Below are 20368 nucleotides of genomic sequence, written 5' to 3'. Positions count from 1 at the left end.
AACAATGAACCATGAGCTACAGTGCAGATATTAAGAAACTACCCCGGCATTTTTTACCGGCAGATTATACAGTAACAGACTGGAAAAACCTGGAACCTTATTTTAAAGAACTCCTGGAGCGTCCCATTGGCAATTACGGGGAACTGGAAAAATGGCTGCTGGACATGAGCGAGCTGGAAGCGGTGGTGAGTGAAGATGCCTGCTGGCGGCAAATAAAGATGACCTGCGATACAGAAAATAAGTCCCTCGAAGAGGCATTCGTATTTTTTGTCACCGAATTACAACCGCAGATACAGGTATATGCCGATAAGCTGAACCGGAAACTGGTGGAAAACCCTTATACAGCCCAACTGGACAAGCAAAAGTATTTCACCTACCTGCGCGGTGTGCGGAAAAGCATTGAGCTGTTCCGTGAAAAGAACATTCCCCTGCAATCGGAATTAAGCGTGCTGCAACAACAATATGGTGTGATCTCGGGTAAGATGACGGTAGAGGTGAATGGACAGGAGTATACTTTACAACAAGCCGCCAAATTACTGGAAAGTCCCGACCGCACCTTGCGTGAAACAGTGTACAGGAAAGTAAATGAAAGAAGGATACAGGATAAGGACGCTTTAAATGAATTGTACAGCAAGCTCATTGAAAAACGACACCAGGTAGCAAATAATGCCGGATTTGATAATTACCGGGATTATAAGTTCAAGGAACTGGGGCGTTTTGATTATACAAAAGAAGATTGTTACCAGTTTCATGAAGCCGTTAAACAGCATGTACTTCCGCTGGTCAATACTATTTACAAAAGGAAAAAAGAGAAACTCGGCCTTGATACCCTGAAGCCCTGGGACCTGGAAGCCCAGCCCGACGGTATTAAGCCATTAACGCCGTTCAAAACAGGAGATGAATTGCTGGAAAAAAGCATCCTTTGTTTTGAGCAAGTGCGCCCATTTTTTGCAGATTGCCTGCGAAAAATGAATGAAATGAAACGGTTCGACCTGGATAGCCGGAAGGGCAAAGCACCAGGCGGTTACAATTGCCCGCTAGCCGAAACAGGCGCTCCTTTTATATTCATGAATGCGGCAGGCCAAATGAGCGATGTTACAACAATGGTTCATGAAGGCGGGCATGCTGTCCATTCATTCCTGGCACATCCGCTGGAACTAAGTGCTTTCAAGGAATACCCGATGGAGATAGCCGAAGTGGCCAGTATGGCTATGGAATTGTTCAGCATGGATGCATGGGAAGTCTTTTTTGACAATAAGGAAGACCTATTACGGGCCAAAGAACATCAACTGGAACGTGTAATTACGATATTTCCCTGGATTGCTACGATAGATAAATTCCAACATTGGGTATATGAACATCCTGGACACACGGAAGCGGAAAGGGCTACGCGTTGGATGGAGATCCTGAACGAGTTCTCTTCGGATGTAATCGATTTCAATGGACTGGATAATTACCGCACCTATAGCTGGCAGCGGCAGTTACATTTATTTGAAGTTCCGCTGTATTATATCGAATACGGCATTGCTCAATTGGGCGCCATTGGATTATGGATGCAATTCAGAAAAAATAAAGATGCAGCGTTAGACAACTATATACGGTCTTTAAGCCTGGGCGGTACCAAAACACTCCCGGAGTTGTATAGAGCAGCGGGGCTCGAGTTTAATTTTTCGCCGGAGCGTATTAAAATTCTGATGAAGTTTGTGCAGGATGAAATGGAGGCGATAAAACGTTGACCAATAGGTGGGAGGAAAAAAATACCCAGTTAGTGGTATATGGTTTAATCGTTCTAACAATTATCTTTGTAAGGAATAGTTGTCTACGATAGTAAGATGAGCAATCATCTGAACATCATAAAAGAGCTACTAATCAGAGCCTTAACCAAAAGTCCCGGTGTTTCTACATCGGGGCTTTCTTTTTTATACCCGTATCCGGTCACTTTGATAGAGGTCAAACAATGGATCGTATTTTCTGCTAAAACAGCGCCATACAGGGAATTCACGGTACAAAAATTGATCTGTATCTATTGGCAGTCCTTACACACACCCGTTACCACCATCTGCCATTGCTCCGGCTGAAATCCCTTAGGTAATTTTACTTCAGGAACCATTACATCGTCCAGGCAGGTAGTATTTCCGCAAACGCTGCATACAAAATGTACGTGATTGTCATGGTGATGTCCGCCGGCGCAAGTGTCTTTACACATGGCATAACGCACAGAATTGTCCGCGGTCGGAATACTGTGAATGATCCCTTTTTCAAGGAACGTTTGCAGGGTACGGTACACCGTTACACGGTCAAATTTTTCACCGGTCCTTTTTTCAATATCACCATGAGCAAGCGCACCACCGTTTGTTGCCAAAAATAACTCCAGTATCTTTTTGCGGCTACCGGTGACGCTTAGCTGACTACGCTTTAAGATATGATCAATCTGTGAATCCATGGTATGTTGTTTTAGTTTTCCAGTAAAGCTTAATTTCCAAAAAGGTTATTACTAAATCGTTTTTGAGCAACCGGTTCATCCAACAATCCCCTGATATCCTTTTCCAGTTCTTTAAGCTCGTCTTTCTTTAATCCGTCATAAATTTTCCGCACCTGGCCACTTTTATCAATAAGGGCAAAGAACTGGGTATGCAGGAATTGGTCCTCTATGCTTTGCAGGTTATTCTTCGGGTCATCAAGCAAATAACTGTTACGGGCAGTGCTGTATAAGCTGTCTTTCCGGCCTGTCAAAAACCACCATTGCCGGGTATCGGCTTTGATGGAATCGGCATACACCTTAAGGCGGGCGCTGCTGTCCGTTTCGGGATCACAGGTATGGGAAACGATCACAAAACGGGGCTCATTACGGAAGGCCTCATGGATGGGTTTGAGGTTGGTATTCATAATGGGGCAGATGCTCTTACAGGTAGTAAAAAAGTACTCTGCCACATACACCTTCCCCTCCAGATCACGTTCGGAAACAGTTTTGCCATCCTGGTTAACAAATTGAAAAGGAAGCACATAACTCAAAACGGGGAGCTTTACCTTGCCATAGCCGGGAATTACGCGGGTAAGCACTACATAAAAACCAACAACGAGTAAAACGAAAAAGCCGATATAAAACAACAATTTCCTGTTCATAGCTGCAAAGTTAGGAAACTGTAAAAACATTTCGTTTGCAACTGAGTTGCATATGAAATAATTTCCCTTATCTTCGCGCCATGAATTTCAGGTTTAACTGGGATGCCTTTGGAATTGCTACTTCGGTGGCCTGCGCCATTCATTGTGCCATTCTCCCCCTTTTATTAACGAGCCTGCCGGTATTTGGCATCAATATCATTGAGAATGTGACCCTGGAATATGGAATGATTCTGTTGGCCTTTGTGATTGGTATGTACTCCTTTTGGCACGGGTACCGGAAACATCACCATAGTTTTATACCGGCCATTGTGTTTTCTATCGGCATCATTTTACTGATTGCCAAGCAAATATGGCACGACTACCAGTTCTGGCTGCTTCCTTTTGCCGTACTTTTCATTGTATCGGCCCACGTGATCAACTATCGCGCCTGCCGGGTACATGACCATGCCCATGCAGATGATTGCGATCACTAAAAAAAAGAACAATTCCTTGCTGGTGTTTGTTATTTTTGTACTATAAAATACTGGGAATTATGATTAAAACAGGCAGTCCGGTCATCAGTATCTATACAGAAATGACACCCAATCCGGAAACTATGAAGTTTGTGGCCAACAAACTATTGTATCCGGGCAAAAGCATTGATTTTCCGGACGTGGAGAGCGCGAAACCTTCACCCCTGGCTACAGAGTTGTTCGGTTTTCCTTTCATCAGGGCCGTATTCATCGCAAGCAATTTTGTGACGCTGACCAAAACAGCCGAAACAGAATGGACGGACGTAATCCCTACCATCCGCCAGTTCCTGAAAGAATACCTCGAAGAAAGCAAGGTGGTGATCAATGAGGAAGAAGTGGCCGTTATCGTACCACAGAGCAGCAATACTGTATCGGCCGACGATGACGATGTGGTAAAACGCATCAAGGAATTACTGGAAAATTACGTGAAACCAGCGGTAGAAATGGATGGCGGCGCTATCCAGTTCAAAAGCTATGATGCCGGCGTGGTAAACCTTATGTTGCAGGGTTCCTGCAGCGGCTGCCCATCATCCATGATCACGCTGAAAGCGGGCATTGAAGGGATGATGAAGCGCATGATACCCGAGGTGAAAGAAGTGGTGGCAGAAGCAGAATAAGACCGGATAAACTATTGATATCAAAACCTTCCCCTCCCAAAGGGAAGGTTTTGTGCTTTCAGGAGGTTTCTTGGGGCTGGCGGCCCTCCGGCACAATCCAACCGTTGGTTTTATCCGTATATAGCCATAGTGTCAGTTATTGATCAGGTACTGTATATACAAGCAACGGTCTGTTTTTTTCCGTGCACTATCGCCGGCCTCTCCCCGTATTAAGCGGAGGGAGGCTTTTTAATGAAGTCTCCGCCCCCTATTTCTCCTTCATTTCGTTTATTACAGGTAGTTATATATTCGCTGGTTTAGCGCACTTTTTCCACTTTCTTTCCTTTCCACTATAACTATTCCGGACAGCAACTATTTATGCCTGCGGCTTGACTTTATTGCCGGGTTGCAGTAAATTACAGGTAAACTGCTTGCTTATGCTGGCATTGTACATCATTTATTGCATCATTGGCATCATCGTAGCCTTACTGGTGATAGCGCTTTTCCTGCCTGCCAAATACAATATTGAGAAATCAATAGTCATTTTAAAACCGGTGCGTGAGGTGATGAGCAGGGTGGCAGACCTTAATTATTATGCCCGCTGGAATCCCTGGCAAATGACGGAACCCGGCAGTAAAATGGAGATCAAAGGCACGCCACATACACCGGGCCATGAGTACTGGTGGAATGGTAAAAAAATCGGTGAAGGGCGCCTTGTACTACGCGCTATTGATCACAAGCATGTTCACTTCGACCTGGAATTTATACGCCCCTGGAAAAGCTTTGCCAATGATAACTGGATGTTTGAAGAATGGGGCAATGGAGAAACAAAGGTAACCTGGCAAAATAATGGCGACCTGCCCTACCCGATGGTCAGGCTCATGGGGCCGGTTTTAAATAAAACCCTCAACAAACAGTTTGAAGAAGGGCTCCGCAACCTCAAAAAGCTGTGTGAAGGTGCCTGATTTCCCCTGGCATACATGATGGCAGTACACTGCTGCATGCATGCGCACAATGGGCTATCTTGCAGCCCGTCGCCATGAGTTTATCCGAAATCTATCAGCAGTTTCTGTATGGTATGCGCCACACCACTGTCCTTGAATACATTGCCGTATTCACAGGCATTGCAAGCGTGTGGTTTTCCCGCATTGAGCATATTTTGGTATATCCCATAGGATTGATCAGCACCATCATCTATACCTACCTGAGCCTGATGGGCCATTTACCGGGTGAGGCCAGCGTAAATGTTTACTATACGATAATGAGCATTTATGGCTGGATTCTCTGGACCAAAAAAGATGCTGCACAGCACCATGTGGTGGTTATACAACATGCCATCCGAAAAGAATGGGGCCAGCATTTCCTGTTCTTCGGGGTATGCTATATAGGTATTTTCAGTGCACTGACCTGGCTGAAGAGCATTTTCTCGCCGGAGATCATTCCCTGGGCAGATGCTTTTGCCTCTGCCACGGCCTATACAGGTATGTGGCTGATGGCAAAGAAAAAAGTAGAGAGCTGGTACTGGTGGATCGCTACCAACATTGCTTCCATTCCCCTGTATTTTATAAAAGGGTATGTATTTACCAGTGTTTTTTATTTTATCCTGCTCCTGATGGCAGGTTTTGGATGGGCCGAATGGAACAAACGGGCCCGGCAGGCAAAGCATATCCCTGCTCCGTGATTCCGCTGTATATTTGAATCCTGATGTCCATGATAAAGAAAGTGGTAGTGATAGGGCCTGAATCAACAGGCAAAAGCACCCTGTGTGAGCAACTGGCCGGTTATTATTCCACGGCCTGGGTGCCGGAGTATGCACGGGAATACCTGCTGAAAAATGGTACTAACTATACCTATGACGACCTCCTGATTATTGCACAGGGACAGGTAACATTAGAAGAAAAGCATATCTCATCTTTTGATCCGGGTCATGAAAAACATGCTGCACTGTTCGTGGATACAGACCTGTATGTAATGAAAGTATGGAGTGAGTATGTTTTTGGCAAATGCCATCCCTGGATACTGGACCAGATCGCGGAAAGACAATACCACCTGTATTTATTGTGTGATACCGACCTCCCATGGGTGAAAGACGAACTCCGTGAATATCCCGATCTCGAAAGTCGGCGGGAACTGTATTATATTTACAAAGATATACTGGTGAACCAATCCGTGCCATGGGCAAATATTTCAGGCAATTACGAACAACGACTTCAAAAGGCTGTTAAAGCTGTGGATGAAATGCTGAAACAGTGATCACTTGCTGTAGCTTTGCGCCTTCGCTTATTGGATATGCTTAGTTTTATCAGGAGAAATCATAAACTGCTATTTTATCTTGCCTGGTGCCTGTTGAACCTGATACAGGCAGCTTACACAGAGTTATTTGATGATGAAGCATACTATTGGATCTATTCCCGTTTTCCCGACTGGGGTTATTTTGATCATCCTCCCCTGGTGGCGCTGCTGATCAAAGCCGGTTATGCGCTCTTCCCCAATGAATTAGGTGTCCGTCTCTTTATTGTGCTGCTGAATACAGCTACCATTTTCATAACACAGCAACTGCTGGCTAAAAAAGATGATTACCTTTTTTATGCAATCGCCTGCTCTATTGCCGTTGTACAGATAGGCGGCATCATTGCTGTTCCCGATATTCCGCTCCTATTCTTTGTGGCCTTGTTTTTCTGGCTCTACCGGCGTTTCACAGAGCGGGTGACGATCCTGAATTCCGTATGGCTGGGCCTGAGCATTGCTTTCATGATGTACAGCAAGTACCATGGGGTACTGATCGTATTATGCACATTGGTATCAAACCCTAAATTATTTGCCCGGTATCAGACTTATATTGTAACAGCGGTGGCCTTACTCGTATTTGCGCCTCATCTTTACTGGCAGTATACACATGGGTTTCCTTCTGTTCAGTTCCATTTGTTTGAGCGAAGCGCTTCTTATTATGATACCAAGTATACCATTGAGTACCTTGTTGGTCAACTGGCATTGGCCGGGCCACTGATAGGATGGTTATTGCTGAAAGCCGCCTTTATTCATAAACCTGCCTCAGACCTTGAACGGGCATTAAAGTATACACTCATTGGGATATATGGCTTTTTTCTGATCAGTACTTTCAAAGGACGCGTGGAAGCCAACTGGACCGTTCCGGCTTTCATCGGATTAATAGTGTTGAGCCATCAAAGTGTATTGCAACAGCCCTCCTGGCGCAAATGGTTGTACAAAAGCCTTCCCGTTACCCTGGTGCTCATCCTGCTGGTGCGCATTTACATGTTCCCGGTGATCCCACGGGTAAGCTGGATCCGCAAAGATGAGTTCCATCAAAATAAAATATGGGTGGGCGAGATAAAGGAACGTGCGCAGGGCATTCCGGCAGTATTCATTGGCTCCTATCAGAAAGCTTCCAAGTATTGGTTCTATTCACAAACGCCCTCCCTGTCCATGAATGCGATTACCTACCGGAGAAACAATTTTAACTTCTGGCCACTGGAAGATTCACTTATCGGAAAACGGGTAATGGTGGTGGGTTCTTATGACAGTGTAACCAGGAATAACAGGTTTACTCAATTGATCAATTATGCCAGCCATATTTATGAGCCTTATTTTTCTTTTTCTAAAGTAGATATCCGTTGTGAAGGCAAACCCTTACTGAAAAATAAACAATTCACTGTACAGGGCATCATCAAATCGCCCGCTTTCTATCTTTCTTTTTTTCAGCAAAAGCCGTATGATACTACAGGCATACAACTGGCTTTTAAAGAGGAGAATGGAAAAGTTACCCTCATTCCTACAGGCTTCACGGTGGGGCAGATCCAACAGGCCAGCCAGCCATTCTACCTCCAGGTGCCAGTTAATCTTCCTGCCGGTAATTATACATTCCGTTTTGCCGTCAACAATTGCATACCGGGCATCCCTTCCATGAACAGTACGGGAAGCAAAGTTAAGGTGAGTGAGTAGTGGGTTGTTAGTTACTGTATCAGTCCTTGAATATCCTCATCGTCCTGCAGGTTATTCATTTGCCGCAATACCCAGGGATATTTTCCGGCTACATAACGTGAAACGGGTTTTACTGTATATTCTTTGGGATTGGGCAGGGAGGCGGCGACCATGGCAGCTTCCTGGCGAGTGAGTTTTTGGGCGGGCTTCTTAAAATAAGCCTGTGCTGCTGCTTCTATTCCAAAAACTCCTTTCCCCATTTCAGACACATTGAGATACATTTCCAGGATGCGTTTTTTACCCCATATCAGTTCAATCATGAAAGTAAAATAGACTTCGAGCCCTTTGCGAAACCAACTGCGGCCCTGCCACAAGAAAACATTTTTGGCCACCTGCTGACTGATAGTGGAAGCACCTTTAATACGGTTAGGCCGCTTTTCATTATTCTTCATTGCCTTTTCGATATGCTTCCAGTCAAACCCGTTGTGATCCGGAAACAACTGATCTTCAGAGCATATAACGGCCAGGCGTGCATAGGGCGACATGTTTTTGATAGACACATAATCCCGTTTAAGACCATTCCCACTGATGAGGCTGCCCAGTTGTGTAAGCGTAACCGGCGGATTCACCCACTTGAGCAGGAGAATATAAAACAATTGGAAAATAAAGAGGAAGATGAAGACTCGTTTCAGGATTCGCCATATACGAAGACCCAATCCCCTGGTTTTGATGGCCATGCCGGGTTAAATTGCTTGGGTGCAAGATAATAGAAAGTCGGGGAAGTCGGGAATATCAGATGAGGGAAGCCTGCCGGAACTGTTATCAGAACGCTTTCTTCAGTTCATTGACTTTAACGTATACTACTTTAAACCGCCCGCCGGCTTTGTTCCTGTTCTCTTGCATGTGTTCCCATAAATAACCGGCCACTGCTACACCCGCTGCTATACCCAGGGTTGCCAGCTTACCATCATCATTAAAAGATTCTTTACGGTATATGGTATTAACGGTTTCCAGTATAATAAATCCAACGCCTCCGATCATCATTAATTTGGGCAATGCTACCTGCACAAACCCTCTTTTACCGCCCCATTTGTATTTTTTGGTATAATTGAACCGGCTGATTTCCCGGTAATCTATTCCAATGGTGTAAACAAGCGTGTCCAGTTCAACGCCAAATTCAGTACCCATAAGCTGCCTTTCCTCCTGCCGGATATATATGGAATCATTACGGATAGCGGTAATAAACCCATTAATGTTAAATCCTCTATGGGTTTGGCCTGATATAAAAGCGCCGGGATAAAAGGTTTTAATGGTACGGTTGTTCCATTTTTTGAGTACAATAAAATCCGATTGCTGGGAAAAAGTAAGCAGTGAACAGAACAAAACCGTTATAAGGAGTATAGTTTTTTTCATGTAAGGACCAAGTTACAGCGGTAAGTGAATTAAATGAACTAAGGTTTTGTTAAGACTAACGTTAGGCGTCATTCCGGAACGTAGTTCTATACCATCAACCCCAGCCTTACATTTCCTTCGCCAAAAAAACAGTGCCATACAGGAGCGCCATGCCAAAACCAACGAGTATTACGCCCGATACTTTATTGATAACAGAAATATTGTGCAGGGTAAGCCGCTTGCGCAATTTGCCTGCCAGCAGCACCTTAAAAATATCGGCAGCAATGTTCAATGCCACGCAAACAGAGAAGATGATGACCCTTTGCTGAAAACTGAATTTGGTAGCAAGGGCTGTAGCCGTGCCCAGCCAGAAAATGAATACGCTGGGATTAAGGGTATTGATCAGGAAGCCGCTGGAAAATATTTTGATCATGTCCCTTTTACGGAAGCGCACTATTTTCCCCTCAGCATCCGTACGCAAGGTTACCTTTTTAAAAAAAAGATAAAAGATGCCCATGATCACCAGGAAAGCGCTGCCAATATAGCCGATGATAGCTTTGTACTCCAGCAGCTCACTTACCAGCGCAGAAAAGGCATTGCTGATCACCACCAGTACAATATCGCTCATCCACACCCCTGCCACGAAACTGAACCCACCGGTATGTCCGTTGTTAAGGCTTTGCTTGATCACCGTAAAAATTACCGGCCCCACTGACAAAGCAAGGATACACCCCAGCATTAATCCATTGATGATGGCTTGCCACATGCGTTAAAAGAAAGTAATGAAAATTTAAAGCGACAATTTACAAAAATCATACGTGTGAAAAAGAACAAGTTACATACTTGTGCTTTTGCCTATAAGTGTAGTGGGTGTTGACTATTTGGCCGGTTTTTTAAACAGCGCCTGTTTCCAGGAACCTGATCCAGTCCTCATACATCTTTCCCTTCATCACGCGGGGAAATTTATGTTGCCCGCCTATCTTTCCTTTCAGGCGCATAAATTCCATGAAACTGGATTCCGGGAGTATTTTGAGGTATACATCCTTGAGGGCGCTGCCCCGCTCCACGGCATAATCATCATTCAGCTCTTTGAGCTTTTCATCTATTTTCTGGCGTACTGCTTCAACATCTGCCTTATCATCACAGGCCACCCACCATTGATGGGCGAAGAAAAGGCCGTGCGGAACACCGGCTACTGTAAATTCAGGAATACAGATGTTCATTTCATCAGCCACCAGTTGTACCGCCTTATTCATATTGTCCACACTAAGGTGTTCTCCCACCAGGCTGAGGAAGTGCTTGGTGCGGCCGGTGATGATAATTTCGCAGCGTTCTTTATCCACAAAACGGACTGTATCGCCAATCAGGTAGCGCCAGGCGCCGGCAGTGGTGCTCAGCAGGATGGCATAATCCTTCCCCTCTTCCACTTCATGGATCATCAGCGCTTCGGGATCTTCCACGATATTTCCTTCACTGTCGAAGTTCTTATCATTGAAAGGCACAAACTCAAAGAAAATATGATCATTCAGGGATAAGTGCATACCCTTGGCATGCTGCCGGTTCTGGTAGGCCATAAAACCTTCAGAAGCCAGGTAGGTTTCAATATAGGTCAGTGGCCGGGCCACCAGCTTTTCAAATCCTTTTTTATAGGGCTCAAAAGATACCCCGCCATGTACAAAGAAGGCCAGGTTGGGCCACATGTCGTGGATCGTTTTGAGGTTGTACCGCTCAACGATCTTTTCCATGCACATCTGGATCCAGGCGGGAACGCCTACCACGAAGCCGATATCCCAATTGGGGGCTTCTTCCACAATAGCCTCGATTTTACTGTTCCAGTCTTTGGTGCGGGCAATCTTTTTACCTGGTTTATAGAAGGGTGAGAACCAGAAAGGTACTTTTTTGGCGGTGATACCGCTGAGGTCGCCGGCATAATAACCGGGCCCTTTCTGGAGGTCGGTACTGCCGCCCAGCATCAGCCAGCCCTTACCGATACTCTTTACAGGGATATCATGATAGGTACGGAGGGTGAGCAACTGCTTGATCATCACAATGCGGTTGCCCCGCATCAGGTCATTGGTGATGGGGATGTATTTACTGGCCGACTCGGAGGTGCCGGAGCTGAGGGCGAAGAACTTGATCTTGCCGGGCCAGCAGATGTCGGGCCTGCCTTCGAGGGTTTTATGCCACCAGGCATCGTAAATTTTATTATAGTCGTAAGTAGGTACAAGTTGCTGAAACTTTTTGCCGGCATGCTTACTGAGCAGGATCTCATCAAACCGGTAGGTTTGTCCAAATTCGGTAAAGCGGGCTTTTTTGAGCAATTTCCTCAATACCCGGATCTGTTGCCGCCGGGGAGAGCGGGCAGGCAATCGTAAAGCTTTCGCGATGGAAGGGGGTATGGAAATATCAATTAATGCCATTACATAGTAAGCCGGTTTGGTCAGGCAAATTCAAAATTAAGGGATTAGGCCGAATTGCGAGGCTAAAATGACCATTCTCAGGCCCCTGCCTGCCAAAAAGGCGGCTATACTTTAACTTTTTGTCCTATAACAAAGCAAGTTACCGGGGCGTTTAAGCCTAAAGTGTTTTGGTGAAACCCCGACTCCTGTCTTCCCTCATTTTTGTTATTTGCTTTCTCAGTCTATCATCTGCCAGGGCTCAGTTGCCTGGTCATGACAGCACCCATTTTGAATCCCTGAAGGGAATGTTAGCGCTGCCAGTAGACAGGTATACCCATCTGGTAAATTCCGATCAGGTGTTAACCGGGACCAAAAGAATGGAAATATGCATTTGTTGTGGCAGCACCCCAACCCTCACCATACAGTCGGACAGCATAATGACCGTTAAAAATGTGGTTGTTGGCGAAGTAGTTTCAATTTTTGAAATAGACAGTACCCTCGCTGTATTCACAAAACATGGAAACTATTTTTTAATCTACAATAACCTCAATGCCGTCTTTGTAAAGAAAGGAGACATTGTTAATCCCGGCCAATCTATTGGAAAAATTCTTAAGCCGTCGTATAATGGTTTGTTTGAATTGGAACTACTGATGTCTGATAATAAAGCTCGGTTAATAGATCCGTATCCCTGGTTTATCAACAGTAAATTTCTCTAATACCCGAAATAACCCCCTTTATGAAATTCAAGAGAATTATCAAATATATCTTCTTGTCTTTATTGATCATTCTGATCATCGGCTATTGCTTGCCACAGCATTTTATTAACACCTCCTCTTTTCATTTCGTAAAAGCCGGAACGGAAATTGGCACCGTGGGAACTACGGGCAATGCCGCTAGCAAACCACCTCATTTGCACTATACGGTGTCTTCCATGCTACCCCTGCCCTGGCGCATTGACGGGTCAAAACAGGGCTGGAAGAAAATGTTCTACCTGAACCCAATCACCTACCTGATAGAAACAGAATAACATTTCTCCGCTTTCCTTTCTGGCTTTAGCCGTTTCCTGGACTTTTACCTGTTTTAACCGCCTGCCGGTTAACAGAAAGCCCCTTTTTGGCTATTTCATGGTTATACCCGCTGCTGTATTAATTGTTTTCTGAAAATCTAAAGAAGGAGATACTCTGTAGATATCCCGTAGATGTCACGTTCATTATAAGGTACGGGATATCTCCGGGGCATCTAAAAGGTATGCATGGGTAGCTTAGTTTATATAAAGTGAAGGTCTTTTCTGCTGGTTAGTCGCATCCATTTGACAAACATTTTATTACTTAACCTTTGAAACCATATTATTATGGCAAAAATGATTGCTGGCCTTGGTCTGGGGATTCAAGGCTCCATTGATGACCTATCTATTTACAAAATGCGTGGGGTTGACAAGCCCATCGTACGCCGCAAGGGCGGGCCCTCCAAAGAAAAAATTATGACAGACCCGGAAATGCGACAAGTACGTAATTCCATTTCGGAGTTTGGCGGCCGCGCCAAAGCAGGGAAATACATCATGCAGGCATTGACCTTTCAAAAGCCCCTGGCCGATCACAATATTGCCGGCCCGCTGAATGCCCTGATGGTACCTGTTCAAAATATGGATCCTGTAGAAGAATGGGGAAAGCGGGATGTACGGCTGTCGGCCTATCCCCATATCTTAAACGGCTTCTCCTTAAACCGCCAAAATACTTTTGATTCAACAGTGCGATTCCCGGTGGAACATGCTCTTAGCCGGGAAACGTTGACGGCCGCGGTGCAGCTTCCCGAGCTGATGCCGGACATCAGCTTTTTTGCGCCGGAGAAATATCCCTGGTTCAGTATTATCGTAACGCTGGGTATTGTTCCCGATATCATTTTTACCGGCAGCTTGCATAAATATGAACCTACTCACCACGGTTATTTCAACTTACAACCGGGCCAGGCTGTTACAGACTGGCACCCGGTAGCACAGGGCGCTCCTGCTACCCCGTTGGAAGTAAAGCATAGTAGCCTTCCTCCGGATGAGCATTTTACCCTGGTGCTGGCCATCGGCGTGCGGTATGGAACACAGTATAATACGCATACAATCCAACAGGCAAAGTATGCAGGATGTGCGAAAGTGCTGGCGGTGGTGTGAATGAAATAAAACAGGCGATGTCTTGAGAACATCGCCTGTCTTATTGTTTATAATATTTCCCGATTATCAACGTGGTGAAAATTCCCATATCTGTGTAGGATAGACAGTCCACGTGGTAGTTCCAAGGCCGATGTAGGCTATATTATTAACTACAACGCCCATGGCTCCCTCTCTGTGCCCGCCTTCAAAATGGGTATACATCTTCCATGCGTCTGAAGCCGGATTATATTCCCAAATTTGATTTCCACCTCCCCAACCTACTCCTACATATCCTTTATTCTTAATTGCAAAACCAACAGACCCAGAGGTAGCAACAGGCATATTTTTCCGTTCAGTCCATTTATCTGTAACCGGATCGTATTCCCATAAAGCCTTGCTGGTTCCGAAGACCTGATTACCACCGGCTACATACCCCTTGCCATTAATAACAAAGCTGGTAGCAACATCAACAGGCGTTCCAGGATAATCAGCTTTTTTAGTCCATATATCTTTTACAGGATTATATTGCCACAAGTCTTTTAGGAGTTGACCATCCTTTATACCGGTGGCTAAATAACCTTTTCCATTAATAGCGAAAGGTGCTGTATAATAAATTTCTTGAACAGGGAAATCGGACTTCTGCGTCTAGGTATCTGTGGTAGGATCGTATTCCCACACGTCCTTACAATTGCAAAGTCCGGTAGCCACATATACTTTATTTCCAATCACAAAACTTCCGGAAGCCGCTCTTGGCGTGCCGGGAAAATCGGCTTTTTTAGTCCATGTTTTATTGGCAGGGTTAAATTCCCAAAGATCAGTATAAATAATATTTCCATCTCCATTCCCCAAGCCCACATAGGCTTTTGAACCAATAGAAAACCTGGTAGCATTTTGACGGCCTGTTCCGGGAAATTCGGTTGATGCTGAAGAATCCATTAGCGTTTCATTTGCTTTTTGGCAGGCAAAAAAGATGGGGAGCAGCATCATTAATAAATAAAGTAGATTTTGGGCATACGCATTGAGTTATGATTTAACTATATTTACGAATAGGGATTTCAGTTACTGAAAGACTGTATAAAAATATAGTTTTACCCCAAAAAGAAACGTTAATTCAATAAGCAAGCTGTTGGGGTTTATCAGCGTGTTGTTTAGTAAATAAGTATATGAAGGGGCTTTTTGAAGAGAGCGTATGTAGATAAATGGATTGTTAATTATCCAATATTATTATTTCGCCCAGGATGTTTTTAGAGTCGCTTCCTACTATGCTATTACTACCGGCAGCATGAATACGTATTTTTTTTTGAGCAGGATTATTTTGCATGGCGGCAATAATATCTTTAAAAGAATATTGCAGGCCTTCTGCATATATTAGTTCATCTGCGGAGTCGGGCCCGCCTTCAATGATACGTTTATTGCCAATTTTTTTTATTATATGTACAACGTTTTCCACATTACCGGTTATATAGGATGTGGGTAAAGAAGTTGCTTTCCCCTTCATTTCTTTCCTGCTCTCTGTACCTATACTTTTCAGATAGATAAATGATCTGAGCAACGCTACATAGAACCATGCGCCCGGCCCCGTAAAATGCTTTTGCACAAACTGTATCATGGCGGTATAAAATAATCGCACATACCGTACATCCCTGCGGGTACTTTCTCCCTTAAAATGGATGATGGTGGGGGTAGGCAAGTAATAGTTATGGTATCCCGACTGCTGAATCCGGTAACTGAGGTCTATGTCTTCCGCATACATGAAGAAACGTTCATCAAAACCGCCGGTTTTATCCAGTACGGCTTTCCGCACCCACATAAATGCGCCGGAAAGCACATCTACCGGATGCGTGGCGGCCGGTGACAGGTGACCCAGGTAATAGCGCGCCAATAGTTTTGAGTGGGGAAACAGCTTTGTCAGCCCACTCATTTTACAAAATGACACCCAGGGAGCAGGAAATCCCCGTTTGGATTCCGGCAGGTACCGTCCGCTGCCGTCAATCATCCGCACCCCCAGCGCACCGGCATCAGGGTGCGCTTCCATGAAAGAAAAGCACAGCCCGAAAGCATCTTCGGGCAGGATGGTATCCGGATTGAGAAAGAGGATGTATTTCCCGCGGCATTGCTGTAAGGCCTGGTTATTGGCCCTGGCGAAACCGGTATTTTCTGTATTGGCGATAAACCGTACGAAAGGGAACCGGGATTGTAAATAGTCAATACTGCCATCAGAAGAGTGGTTATCCACCACTAACACCTCTGCCTGGGCCTGGAAATCAGGCCCGGCATGGGTGCCGCTGCTTTCCATGGCTTTTTTCACGGAACAGAGGCATTGTTCCAGAAAATACTTCACGTTGTAGTTTACAATGACGACCGATAGCATCATGGCGGGACGAAAATACGGCTGAACCACGATTTTGGCCCGTAAATGTCATTTATCCCCCTCAAATTGACGGATTTGTGATTTGACTGTTTAAAAAATCCGGGCGGGCGTATTGTTCATAATTCTATATTTGCTCAAATCTTTAACCAGCTTATGAAGTTCATCGTTTCTTCTTCGGCTTTATTGAAACAGTTACAACAAATTAACGGCGTTATCAACGCCAATACGGTGCTGCCCATTTTGGAAGATTTTTTGTTCGAAATTGACAAAAACAAGCTCACCGTGGTGGCCACTGACCTGGAAACAGTGATGAAGGTGCAGATGGAGGTGGAAGCGAAAGATACCGGACGCGTTTGTATCCCGGCCAAGATCCTGACAGACTCCCTGAAGAATATCCCGGACCAGCCGCTGACATTCAATATTGACAAGAATTACAGTGTGGAAATTACCAGCGATAATGGTAAGTATAAGGTAATGGGCGAAAATCCGGACAATTTCCCCAAAGAGCCGGTAGCCGATGACACCTCTTCTTTTACACTGAGCTCTGCCGCATTGGTAACTGCCATCAATAAAACCCTGTTTGCCGTGAGCGGAGACGACCTGCGTCCGGCCATGACGGGGGTATTTTTTGAGATGGACAAGAAAGGGCTGCAATTTGTGGCTACCGATGCCCACCGCCTGGTACGCTACAAACGCAAGGATGTAAGCTGCCCCAAGAACGATTCCCTGATCGTTCCCAAGAAGCCGCTCAACCTGCTGAAAGCCGCTTTACCGGTGAATGATGATGAGCTGACAGTGAGCTACAACAGCAATCACCTGTTTGTAAAACATGGCACCACACAGATGAGCTGCCGGTTGATAGACGCCCGTTTCCCGGACTATAAAGTGGTAATTCCTGCCGACAATCCTTATAAGCTGACTATCAATAAAGCTGATTTCCAGAGCGCCTTACGCCGGGTGAGCGTGTTCAGTAACAAGAGCACAAACCAGGTGGTACTGAATATCAGCGGCAGTGAGCTGCAACTGGCGGCACAGGATGTGGATTTCTCCTTTGAGGGTAATGAGCGCATGAAATGTCAGTATGACGGGGAAGACCTGGCCATTGCTTTCAACGCCAAGTTCCTGATCGAGATGCTGAATGCTGCAGAAAGCGATGATGTGGTAGTGGAATTGTCTACCCCTACCAAGGCTGGTATTATCAAGCCCACTGAGCAGGAGGAGAATGAAGAGATGCTGATGCTGGTAATGCCCCTGATGCTGAACAGCTAATAATAGGATGGATAGACCGGGCAGTTTTGCCGGTCCCGAACAATACAAAGCCGGATGAATTATCCGGCTTTTTCTTTTACCTTTCCGTCAGTTCATCACTCAAAACGACTCATTTTGTTTATTGTACTCCGTACATACGACAATTATATTCCTGCCAATATGATGCTGCAGCGCCTGGAAGAAGAGCATATCCGCGCCTACCTGCAGGATGAGCATACCGTAACGATTGATCCCATCCTTGCCAATGCTATCGGCGGAATTAAGCTGATGGTGCACCAGGAGCAGTTGGCCAGGGCACTGGAACTGGTCAACGGATTTGAAAATGTATACAAGCAAGCCGTTGCCTGTCCAAAGTGCGGCTCCCATAATGTGCATTTTGTAACCCAGAGCAGCAATCCCATGAACTGGCTCTCCGCCATTTTTTCCTGGTTATTTGGCAACTATGCGATGTCGGTGAAGAATATCTACCACTGTTTTGACTGCGAGTTTGAATTTGAGGAAATCCCGGAGAGCAGAAAGGAAAACCCACAACCTATTGCCGGCAACCAGGAGTAAGATGGGTGAGTGGGGTTTGGCGCTCCGGCCGGCCTGGCAAACGTTCTGCTTTCTCGATTTTTAGCGTAAATTAGGTGAAACGATGTTTTTGTCTATGGAGTCATTCATGCATTTCTGGGAAAATATTGAGAGCTGGCAAAGAATGGCGATCCTGCTGGGAGGTATGGTCTTCTTCTGGGTGCTGGAAGGTTATTATCCGCTCTTCTCTTTTTCCTTTAAACGCTATAAACATGCCGGCGTTAACCTGCTATTCCTGCTCACCACCGTTATCCTGAATTTATTACTGGGCAGTATTACTGTTGCCGTATGCGACTGGGTAACACAAAAAGATATCGGGTTACTCAACTGGCTGTCGCTGCCTTTATGGGCCAATATCCTGCTGGGACTTTTCTTTATGGATTTCTTCGGACAGTACGCCCCGCATTATGCCATGCACAAGATAAAATGGATGTGGAAGTTTCACATGATCCACCACAGCGATACGAAAGTGGATGTAACCACCGGCACCCGCCACCATCCCGGCGAATGGCTGTTCCGGGAAAGCTCTACCATCATCGGTGCCCTGGTGATTGGTCTGCCCATTGGCATGTATTTCCTGTACCGCAGCGTAGCTGCCATTTTCACGCATTTTAATCATGCCAATATCCGCGTACCCCTCTGGTTTGATAAACCCATTAGCTGGATACTGGTATCGCCCAACATGCATAAGGTACACCACCATTATAAGCGGCCTTACACAGATACTAATTATGCCAATATTTTTTCTCTCTGGGATCGTATCTTTGGCACCTTCGCCTACGAAGACCCCAGGAACCTGCAGTACGGACTGGATGTACTGGACAGCAGCACGGACGAAAACGTGCCCTATCAACTCCGACTTCCTTTTGACAATACCATCAAGACAGATTACTGATATCCTGTTATCCATTGCCAGACCCCTGTTCCCATTGAACCCGTTAACATGAAAAAACTGTGTTGTCTTGTTTTATTGGTGGTTTGTTGTCTCCCGGTTTTATCGCAGACTTTTTCCCTGATGGCCGATAGCATCCGCAAGTACCGCGGTGTGCCGGGATTGGTATATGCCGTATTTGACGCCGATAAGGTAATAGATATCGGCGCCACGGGTGTGCGTGAATTCCGGAAGAAAGACAGCATCCGCATTACCGACCGCTTTTATATAGGCACCAACTCCACGGCATTTACTACTTACCTGGCTGCCAGGCTTGCAGAACAGGGCAAAATAGTGTGGAGCGCTCCCATCGTAAAAGTCCTGCCAGAAGTAAATGGCAAAACGATGAAGCTGTACCATACAGTAACTTTCCGTCAGCTACTCTCCCAAAGGGCCGGCATCAGGCCCTATACAGAACAGCATGACCTTAAAAGTTTGCCCCTGTTTACCGGCAGCAGAACAGAGCAGCGCAAGGCTTTTGCCATACAGGTGATGAAACAGCCTCCCTTACTAATTGTAGACAGCAGCCAGACTGTTTATTCTGTAGGCGGCACGGTGACCGCCGCCGCCATGATGGAAAAAGTAACCGCCAGGGCCTGGGAAGACCTGGTAACCCAATATATCGGCAAGCCCCTGAATATTGCTATTAAATTCGGACTTCCCCGGCTGACAGACAGCCTGCAACCATCCGGTCACCTGGATGTCAATGGTATGCTACAACCAGAGCGGGTAAGCCCAACGATGGCAGCTATTGTACCCGCCATTGATATTAATATTTCCCTGAAGGATTATGTGATTTTTATGCAGGATATGCTGAAAGCATTGCAGCATAAGAAATCCAATGTAAGTACTGGCGGCGCCACTCAATTGTTATCCTCCTTTCCCGGACAAAGCATGGGCTGGGAAAATGAAGTATGGAAGAACCTGCACATGCTGCATTCCCTCGGTAAAAGTGCCTCCTTCAGCAGTTATACCATGATCATTAAAGAAAAGAATATCGGCATTATTGTATTGTGCAATAGTGGTACGGTAAGCGGCAAATCGGCCGTGCTGAATTTCGGCAGGATGTTGCGCGACTATTATTGCCAACCGTGAATCGGCAATCGGCAGTTTGAGTACGTAT

Annotated in this window: 22 protein-coding genes; 13 read left to right on the top strand and 9 right to left on the bottom strand. The window is 45.6% G+C overall.

Annotation, left to right across the window (positions count from 1 at the left end; translation table 11 throughout):
- The first annotated feature begins 11 nt into the window (after window positions 1-11).
- Window positions 12-1736, top strand: a complete 1725-nt coding sequence (locus tag HB364_RS05575; protein WP_167286883.1) for a M3 family oligoendopeptidase — start codon at window positions 12-14, stop codon at window positions 1734-1736.
- 287 nt (window positions 1737-2023) lie between these two features.
- Here HB364_RS05575 and HB364_RS05570 read toward each other — a convergent pair whose 3' ends face one another.
- Both HB364_RS05570 and HB364_RS05565 read right to left on the bottom strand, forming a co-directional pair.
- Window positions 2024-2443, bottom strand: coding sequence for a Fur family transcriptional regulator (locus HB364_RS05570; RefSeq protein WP_167286882.1), 420 nt, complete (start codon window positions 2441-2443; stop codon window positions 2024-2026).
- A gap of 29 nt (window positions 2444-2472) precedes the next feature.
- Window positions 2473-3123, bottom strand: a complete 651-nt coding sequence (locus tag HB364_RS05565; RefSeq protein WP_167286881.1) for an SCO family protein — start codon at window positions 3121-3123, stop codon at window positions 2473-2475.
- Between the two features lie 80 nt (window positions 3124-3203).
- Here HB364_RS05565 and HB364_RS05560 point away from each other — a divergent pair, with 80 nt between their 5' ends.
- The 6 genes from HB364_RS05560 (at window position 3204) to HB364_RS05535 (ending at window position 8191) form a co-directional block, all read left to right on the top strand.
- Complete coding sequence (locus tag HB364_RS05560; protein ID WP_167286880.1) at window positions 3204-3596, top strand: MerC domain-containing protein; 393 nt, start codon at window positions 3204-3206, stop codon at window positions 3594-3596.
- Window positions 3597-3655: 59 nt separating this feature from the next.
- A complete protein-coding gene (locus HB364_RS05555) occupies window positions 3656-4252 on the top strand; it encodes a NifU family protein (RefSeq protein ID WP_167286879.1) in 597 nt (198 codons plus the stop codon).
- 416 nt (window positions 4253-4668) lie between these two features.
- Complete coding sequence (locus HB364_RS05550; protein WP_167286878.1) at window positions 4669-5196, top strand: SRPBCC family protein; 528 nt, start codon at window positions 4669-4671, stop codon at window positions 5194-5196.
- Between the two features lie 74 nt (window positions 5197-5270).
- Window positions 5271-5912 (top strand): nicotinamide riboside transporter PnuC, encoded by a 642-nt coding sequence (gene pnuC / locus HB364_RS05545; RefSeq protein ID WP_167286877.1) that lies wholly within the window; start codon window positions 5271-5273, stop codon window positions 5910-5912.
- A gap of 29 nt (window positions 5913-5941) precedes the next feature.
- Window positions 5942-6484, top strand: a complete 543-nt coding sequence (locus HB364_RS05540) for an AAA family ATPase (protein ID WP_246228327.1) — start codon at window positions 5942-5944, stop codon at window positions 6482-6484.
- Between the two features lie 36 nt (window positions 6485-6520).
- Window positions 6521-8191: an ArnT family glycosyltransferase gene (locus HB364_RS05535; protein ID WP_167286875.1), complete on the top strand. Its 1671-nt coding sequence runs from the start codon at window positions 6521-6523 to the stop codon at window positions 8189-8191.
- A gap of 11 nt (window positions 8192-8202) precedes the next feature.
- On the opposite strand, the gene mtgA is transcribed toward HB364_RS05535, so the two are convergent.
- The 4 genes from mtgA to HB364_RS05515 form a co-directional block, all read right to left on the bottom strand.
- The gene (gene mtgA, locus HB364_RS05530; RefSeq protein WP_208419860.1) at window positions 8203-8907 is read right to left on the bottom strand and encodes a monofunctional biosynthetic peptidoglycan transglycosylase; all 705 of its coding nucleotides are present in this window, start codon (window positions 8905-8907) and stop codon (window positions 8203-8205) included.
- A gap of 85 nt (window positions 8908-8992) precedes the next feature.
- Complete coding sequence (locus tag HB364_RS05525; protein WP_167286874.1) at window positions 8993-9583, bottom strand: hypothetical protein; 591 nt, start codon at window positions 9581-9583, stop codon at window positions 8993-8995.
- 106 nt (window positions 9584-9689) lie between these two features.
- The gene (locus HB364_RS05520; RefSeq protein WP_167286873.1) at window positions 9690-10328 is read right to left on the bottom strand and encodes a LysE family translocator; all 639 of its coding nucleotides are present in this window, start codon (window positions 10326-10328) and stop codon (window positions 9690-9692) included.
- A 127-nt stretch (window positions 10329-10455) separates the two neighbouring features.
- Window positions 10456-11982, bottom strand: coding sequence for a GH3 family domain-containing protein (locus HB364_RS05515; RefSeq protein WP_167286872.1), 1527 nt, complete (start codon window positions 11980-11982; stop codon window positions 10456-10458).
- Window positions 11983-12697: 715 nt separating this feature from the next.
- Between HB364_RS05515 and HB364_RS32890 the strand changes: the two genes are divergently transcribed.
- Entirely contained in the window at window positions 12698-12988 is a 291-nt protein-coding gene (locus HB364_RS32890) for a M23 family metallopeptidase (protein WP_208419859.1), read from the top strand.
- A 324-nt stretch (window positions 12989-13312) separates the two neighbouring features.
- On the top strand, window positions 13313-14122 hold the full coding sequence (locus HB364_RS05505; RefSeq protein ID WP_167286871.1) for a hypothetical protein: 810 nt from the start codon (window positions 13313-13315) through the stop codon (window positions 14120-14122).
- Window positions 14123-14188: 66 nt separating this feature from the next.
- Here HB364_RS05505 and HB364_RS05500 read toward each other — a convergent pair whose 3' ends face one another.
- From HB364_RS05500 to HB364_RS05490, 3 genes are all read right to left on the bottom strand, one after another.
- Entirely contained in the window at window positions 14189-14635 is a 447-nt protein-coding gene (locus HB364_RS05500; protein WP_167286870.1) for a kelch repeat-containing protein, read from the bottom strand.
- 111 nt (window positions 14636-14746) lie between these two features.
- On the bottom strand, window positions 14747-15037 hold the full coding sequence (locus HB364_RS05495) for a kelch repeat-containing protein (RefSeq protein ID WP_167286869.1): 291 nt from the start codon (window positions 15035-15037) through the stop codon (window positions 14747-14749).
- A gap of 271 nt (window positions 15038-15308) precedes the next feature.
- Window positions 15309-16472, bottom strand: coding sequence for a glycosyltransferase family 2 protein (locus HB364_RS05490; protein ID WP_246228420.1), 1164 nt, complete (start codon window positions 16470-16472; stop codon window positions 15309-15311).
- A gap of 153 nt (window positions 16473-16625) precedes the next feature.
- On the opposite strand from HB364_RS05490, the gene dnaN reads away from it, so the two are divergent.
- The 4 genes from dnaN to HB364_RS05470 all read left to right on the top strand — a co-directional run bounded on the left by dnaN (window position 16626) and on the right by HB364_RS05470 (window position 20340).
- Window positions 16626-17741: a DNA polymerase III subunit beta gene (gene dnaN, locus HB364_RS05485; protein WP_167286867.1), complete on the top strand. Its 1116-nt coding sequence runs from the start codon at window positions 16626-16628 to the stop codon at window positions 17739-17741.
- A gap of 114 nt (window positions 17742-17855) precedes the next feature.
- Entirely contained in the window at window positions 17856-18296 is a 441-nt protein-coding gene (locus HB364_RS05480; protein WP_167286866.1) for a putative signal transducing protein, read from the top strand.
- 94 nt (window positions 18297-18390) lie between these two features.
- On the top strand, window positions 18391-19209 hold the full coding sequence (locus HB364_RS05475) for a sterol desaturase family protein (RefSeq protein WP_167286865.1): 819 nt from the start codon (window positions 18391-18393) through the stop codon (window positions 19207-19209).
- A 48-nt stretch (window positions 19210-19257) separates the two neighbouring features.
- Window positions 19258-20340 carry a serine hydrolase domain-containing protein gene (locus HB364_RS05470; RefSeq protein ID WP_167286864.1) on the top strand — a complete coding sequence of 361 codons (1083 nt, stop codon included), beginning with the start codon at window positions 19258-19260 and terminating at the stop codon, window positions 20338-20340.
- Window positions 20341-20368: the final 28 nt, after the last annotated feature.

The organism is Paraflavitalea devenefica, from assembly GCF_011759375.1.
GTDB lineage: Bacteria > Bacteroidota > Bacteroidia > Chitinophagales > Chitinophagaceae > Paraflavitalea > Paraflavitalea devenefica.
This window is presented reverse-complemented; position numbering and strand designations above follow the sequence as displayed.

Excerpts from the sequence above, each read along its gene's own strand:
- HB364_RS05520 (WP_167286873.1), bottom strand. The coding sequence starts at position 10,328 with ATGTGGCAAGCCATCATCAATGGATTAATGCTGGGGTGTATCCTTGCT.
- HB364_RS05515 (WP_167286872.1), bottom strand. The coding sequence starts at position 11,982 with ATGGCATTAATTGATATTTCCATACCCCCTTCCATCGCGAAAGCTTTA.
- HB364_RS05550 (WP_167286878.1), top strand. The coding sequence starts at position 4,669 with ATGCTGGCATTGTACATCATTTATTGCATCATTGGCATCATCGTAGCC.
- HB364_RS05525 (WP_167286874.1), bottom strand. The coding sequence starts at position 9,583 with ATGAAAAAAACTATACTCCTTATAACGGTTTTGTTCTGTTCACTGCTT.
- HB364_RS05555 (WP_167286879.1), top strand. The coding sequence starts at position 3,656 with ATGATTAAAACAGGCAGTCCGGTCATCAGTATCTATACAGAAATGACA.
- HB364_RS05470 (WP_167286864.1), top strand. The coding sequence starts at position 19,258 with ATGAAAAAACTGTGTTGTCTTGTTTTATTGGTGGTTTGTTGTCTCCCG.
- mtgA (WP_208419860.1), bottom strand. The coding sequence starts at position 8,907 with ATGGCCATCAAAACCAGGGGATTGGGTCTTCGTATATGGCGAATCCTG.
- HB364_RS05535 (WP_167286875.1), top strand. The coding sequence starts at position 6,521 with ATGCTTAGTTTTATCAGGAGAAATCATAAACTGCTATTTTATCTTGCC.
- pnuC (WP_167286877.1), top strand. The coding sequence starts at position 5,271 with ATGAGTTTATCCGAAATCTATCAGCAGTTTCTGTATGGTATGCGCCAC.
- HB364_RS05495 (WP_167286869.1), bottom strand. The coding sequence starts at position 15,037 with ATGGATTCTTCAGCATCAACCGAATTTCCCGGAACAGGCCGTCAAAAT.
- HB364_RS05540 (WP_246228327.1), top strand. The coding sequence starts at position 5,942 with ATGATAAAGAAAGTGGTAGTGATAGGGCCTGAATCAACAGGCAAAAGC.
- HB364_RS05575 (WP_167286883.1), top strand. The coding sequence starts at position 12 with ATGAGCTACAGTGCAGATATTAAGAAACTACCCCGGCATTTTTTACCG.
- HB364_RS05565 (WP_167286881.1), bottom strand. The coding sequence starts at position 3,123 with ATGAACAGGAAATTGTTGTTTTATATCGGCTTTTTCGTTTTACTCGTT.
- HB364_RS05560 (WP_167286880.1), top strand. The coding sequence starts at position 3,204 with ATGAATTTCAGGTTTAACTGGGATGCCTTTGGAATTGCTACTTCGGTG.
- HB364_RS05570 (WP_167286882.1), bottom strand. The coding sequence starts at position 2,443 with ATGGATTCACAGATTGATCATATCTTAAAGCGTAGTCAGCTAAGCGTC.
- dnaN (WP_167286867.1), top strand. The coding sequence starts at position 16,626 with ATGAAGTTCATCGTTTCTTCTTCGGCTTTATTGAAACAGTTACAACAA.
- HB364_RS05475 (WP_167286865.1), top strand. The coding sequence starts at position 18,391 with ATGGAGTCATTCATGCATTTCTGGGAAAATATTGAGAGCTGGCAAAGA.
- HB364_RS05490 (WP_246228420.1), bottom strand. The coding sequence starts at position 16,472 with ATGCTATCGGTCGTCATTGTAAACTACAACGTGAAGTATTTTCTGGAA.
- HB364_RS05505 (WP_167286871.1), top strand. The coding sequence starts at position 13,313 with ATGGCAAAAATGATTGCTGGCCTTGGTCTGGGGATTCAAGGCTCCATT.
- HB364_RS32890 (WP_208419859.1), top strand. The coding sequence starts at position 12,698 with ATGAAATTCAAGAGAATTATCAAATATATCTTCTTGTCTTTATTGATC.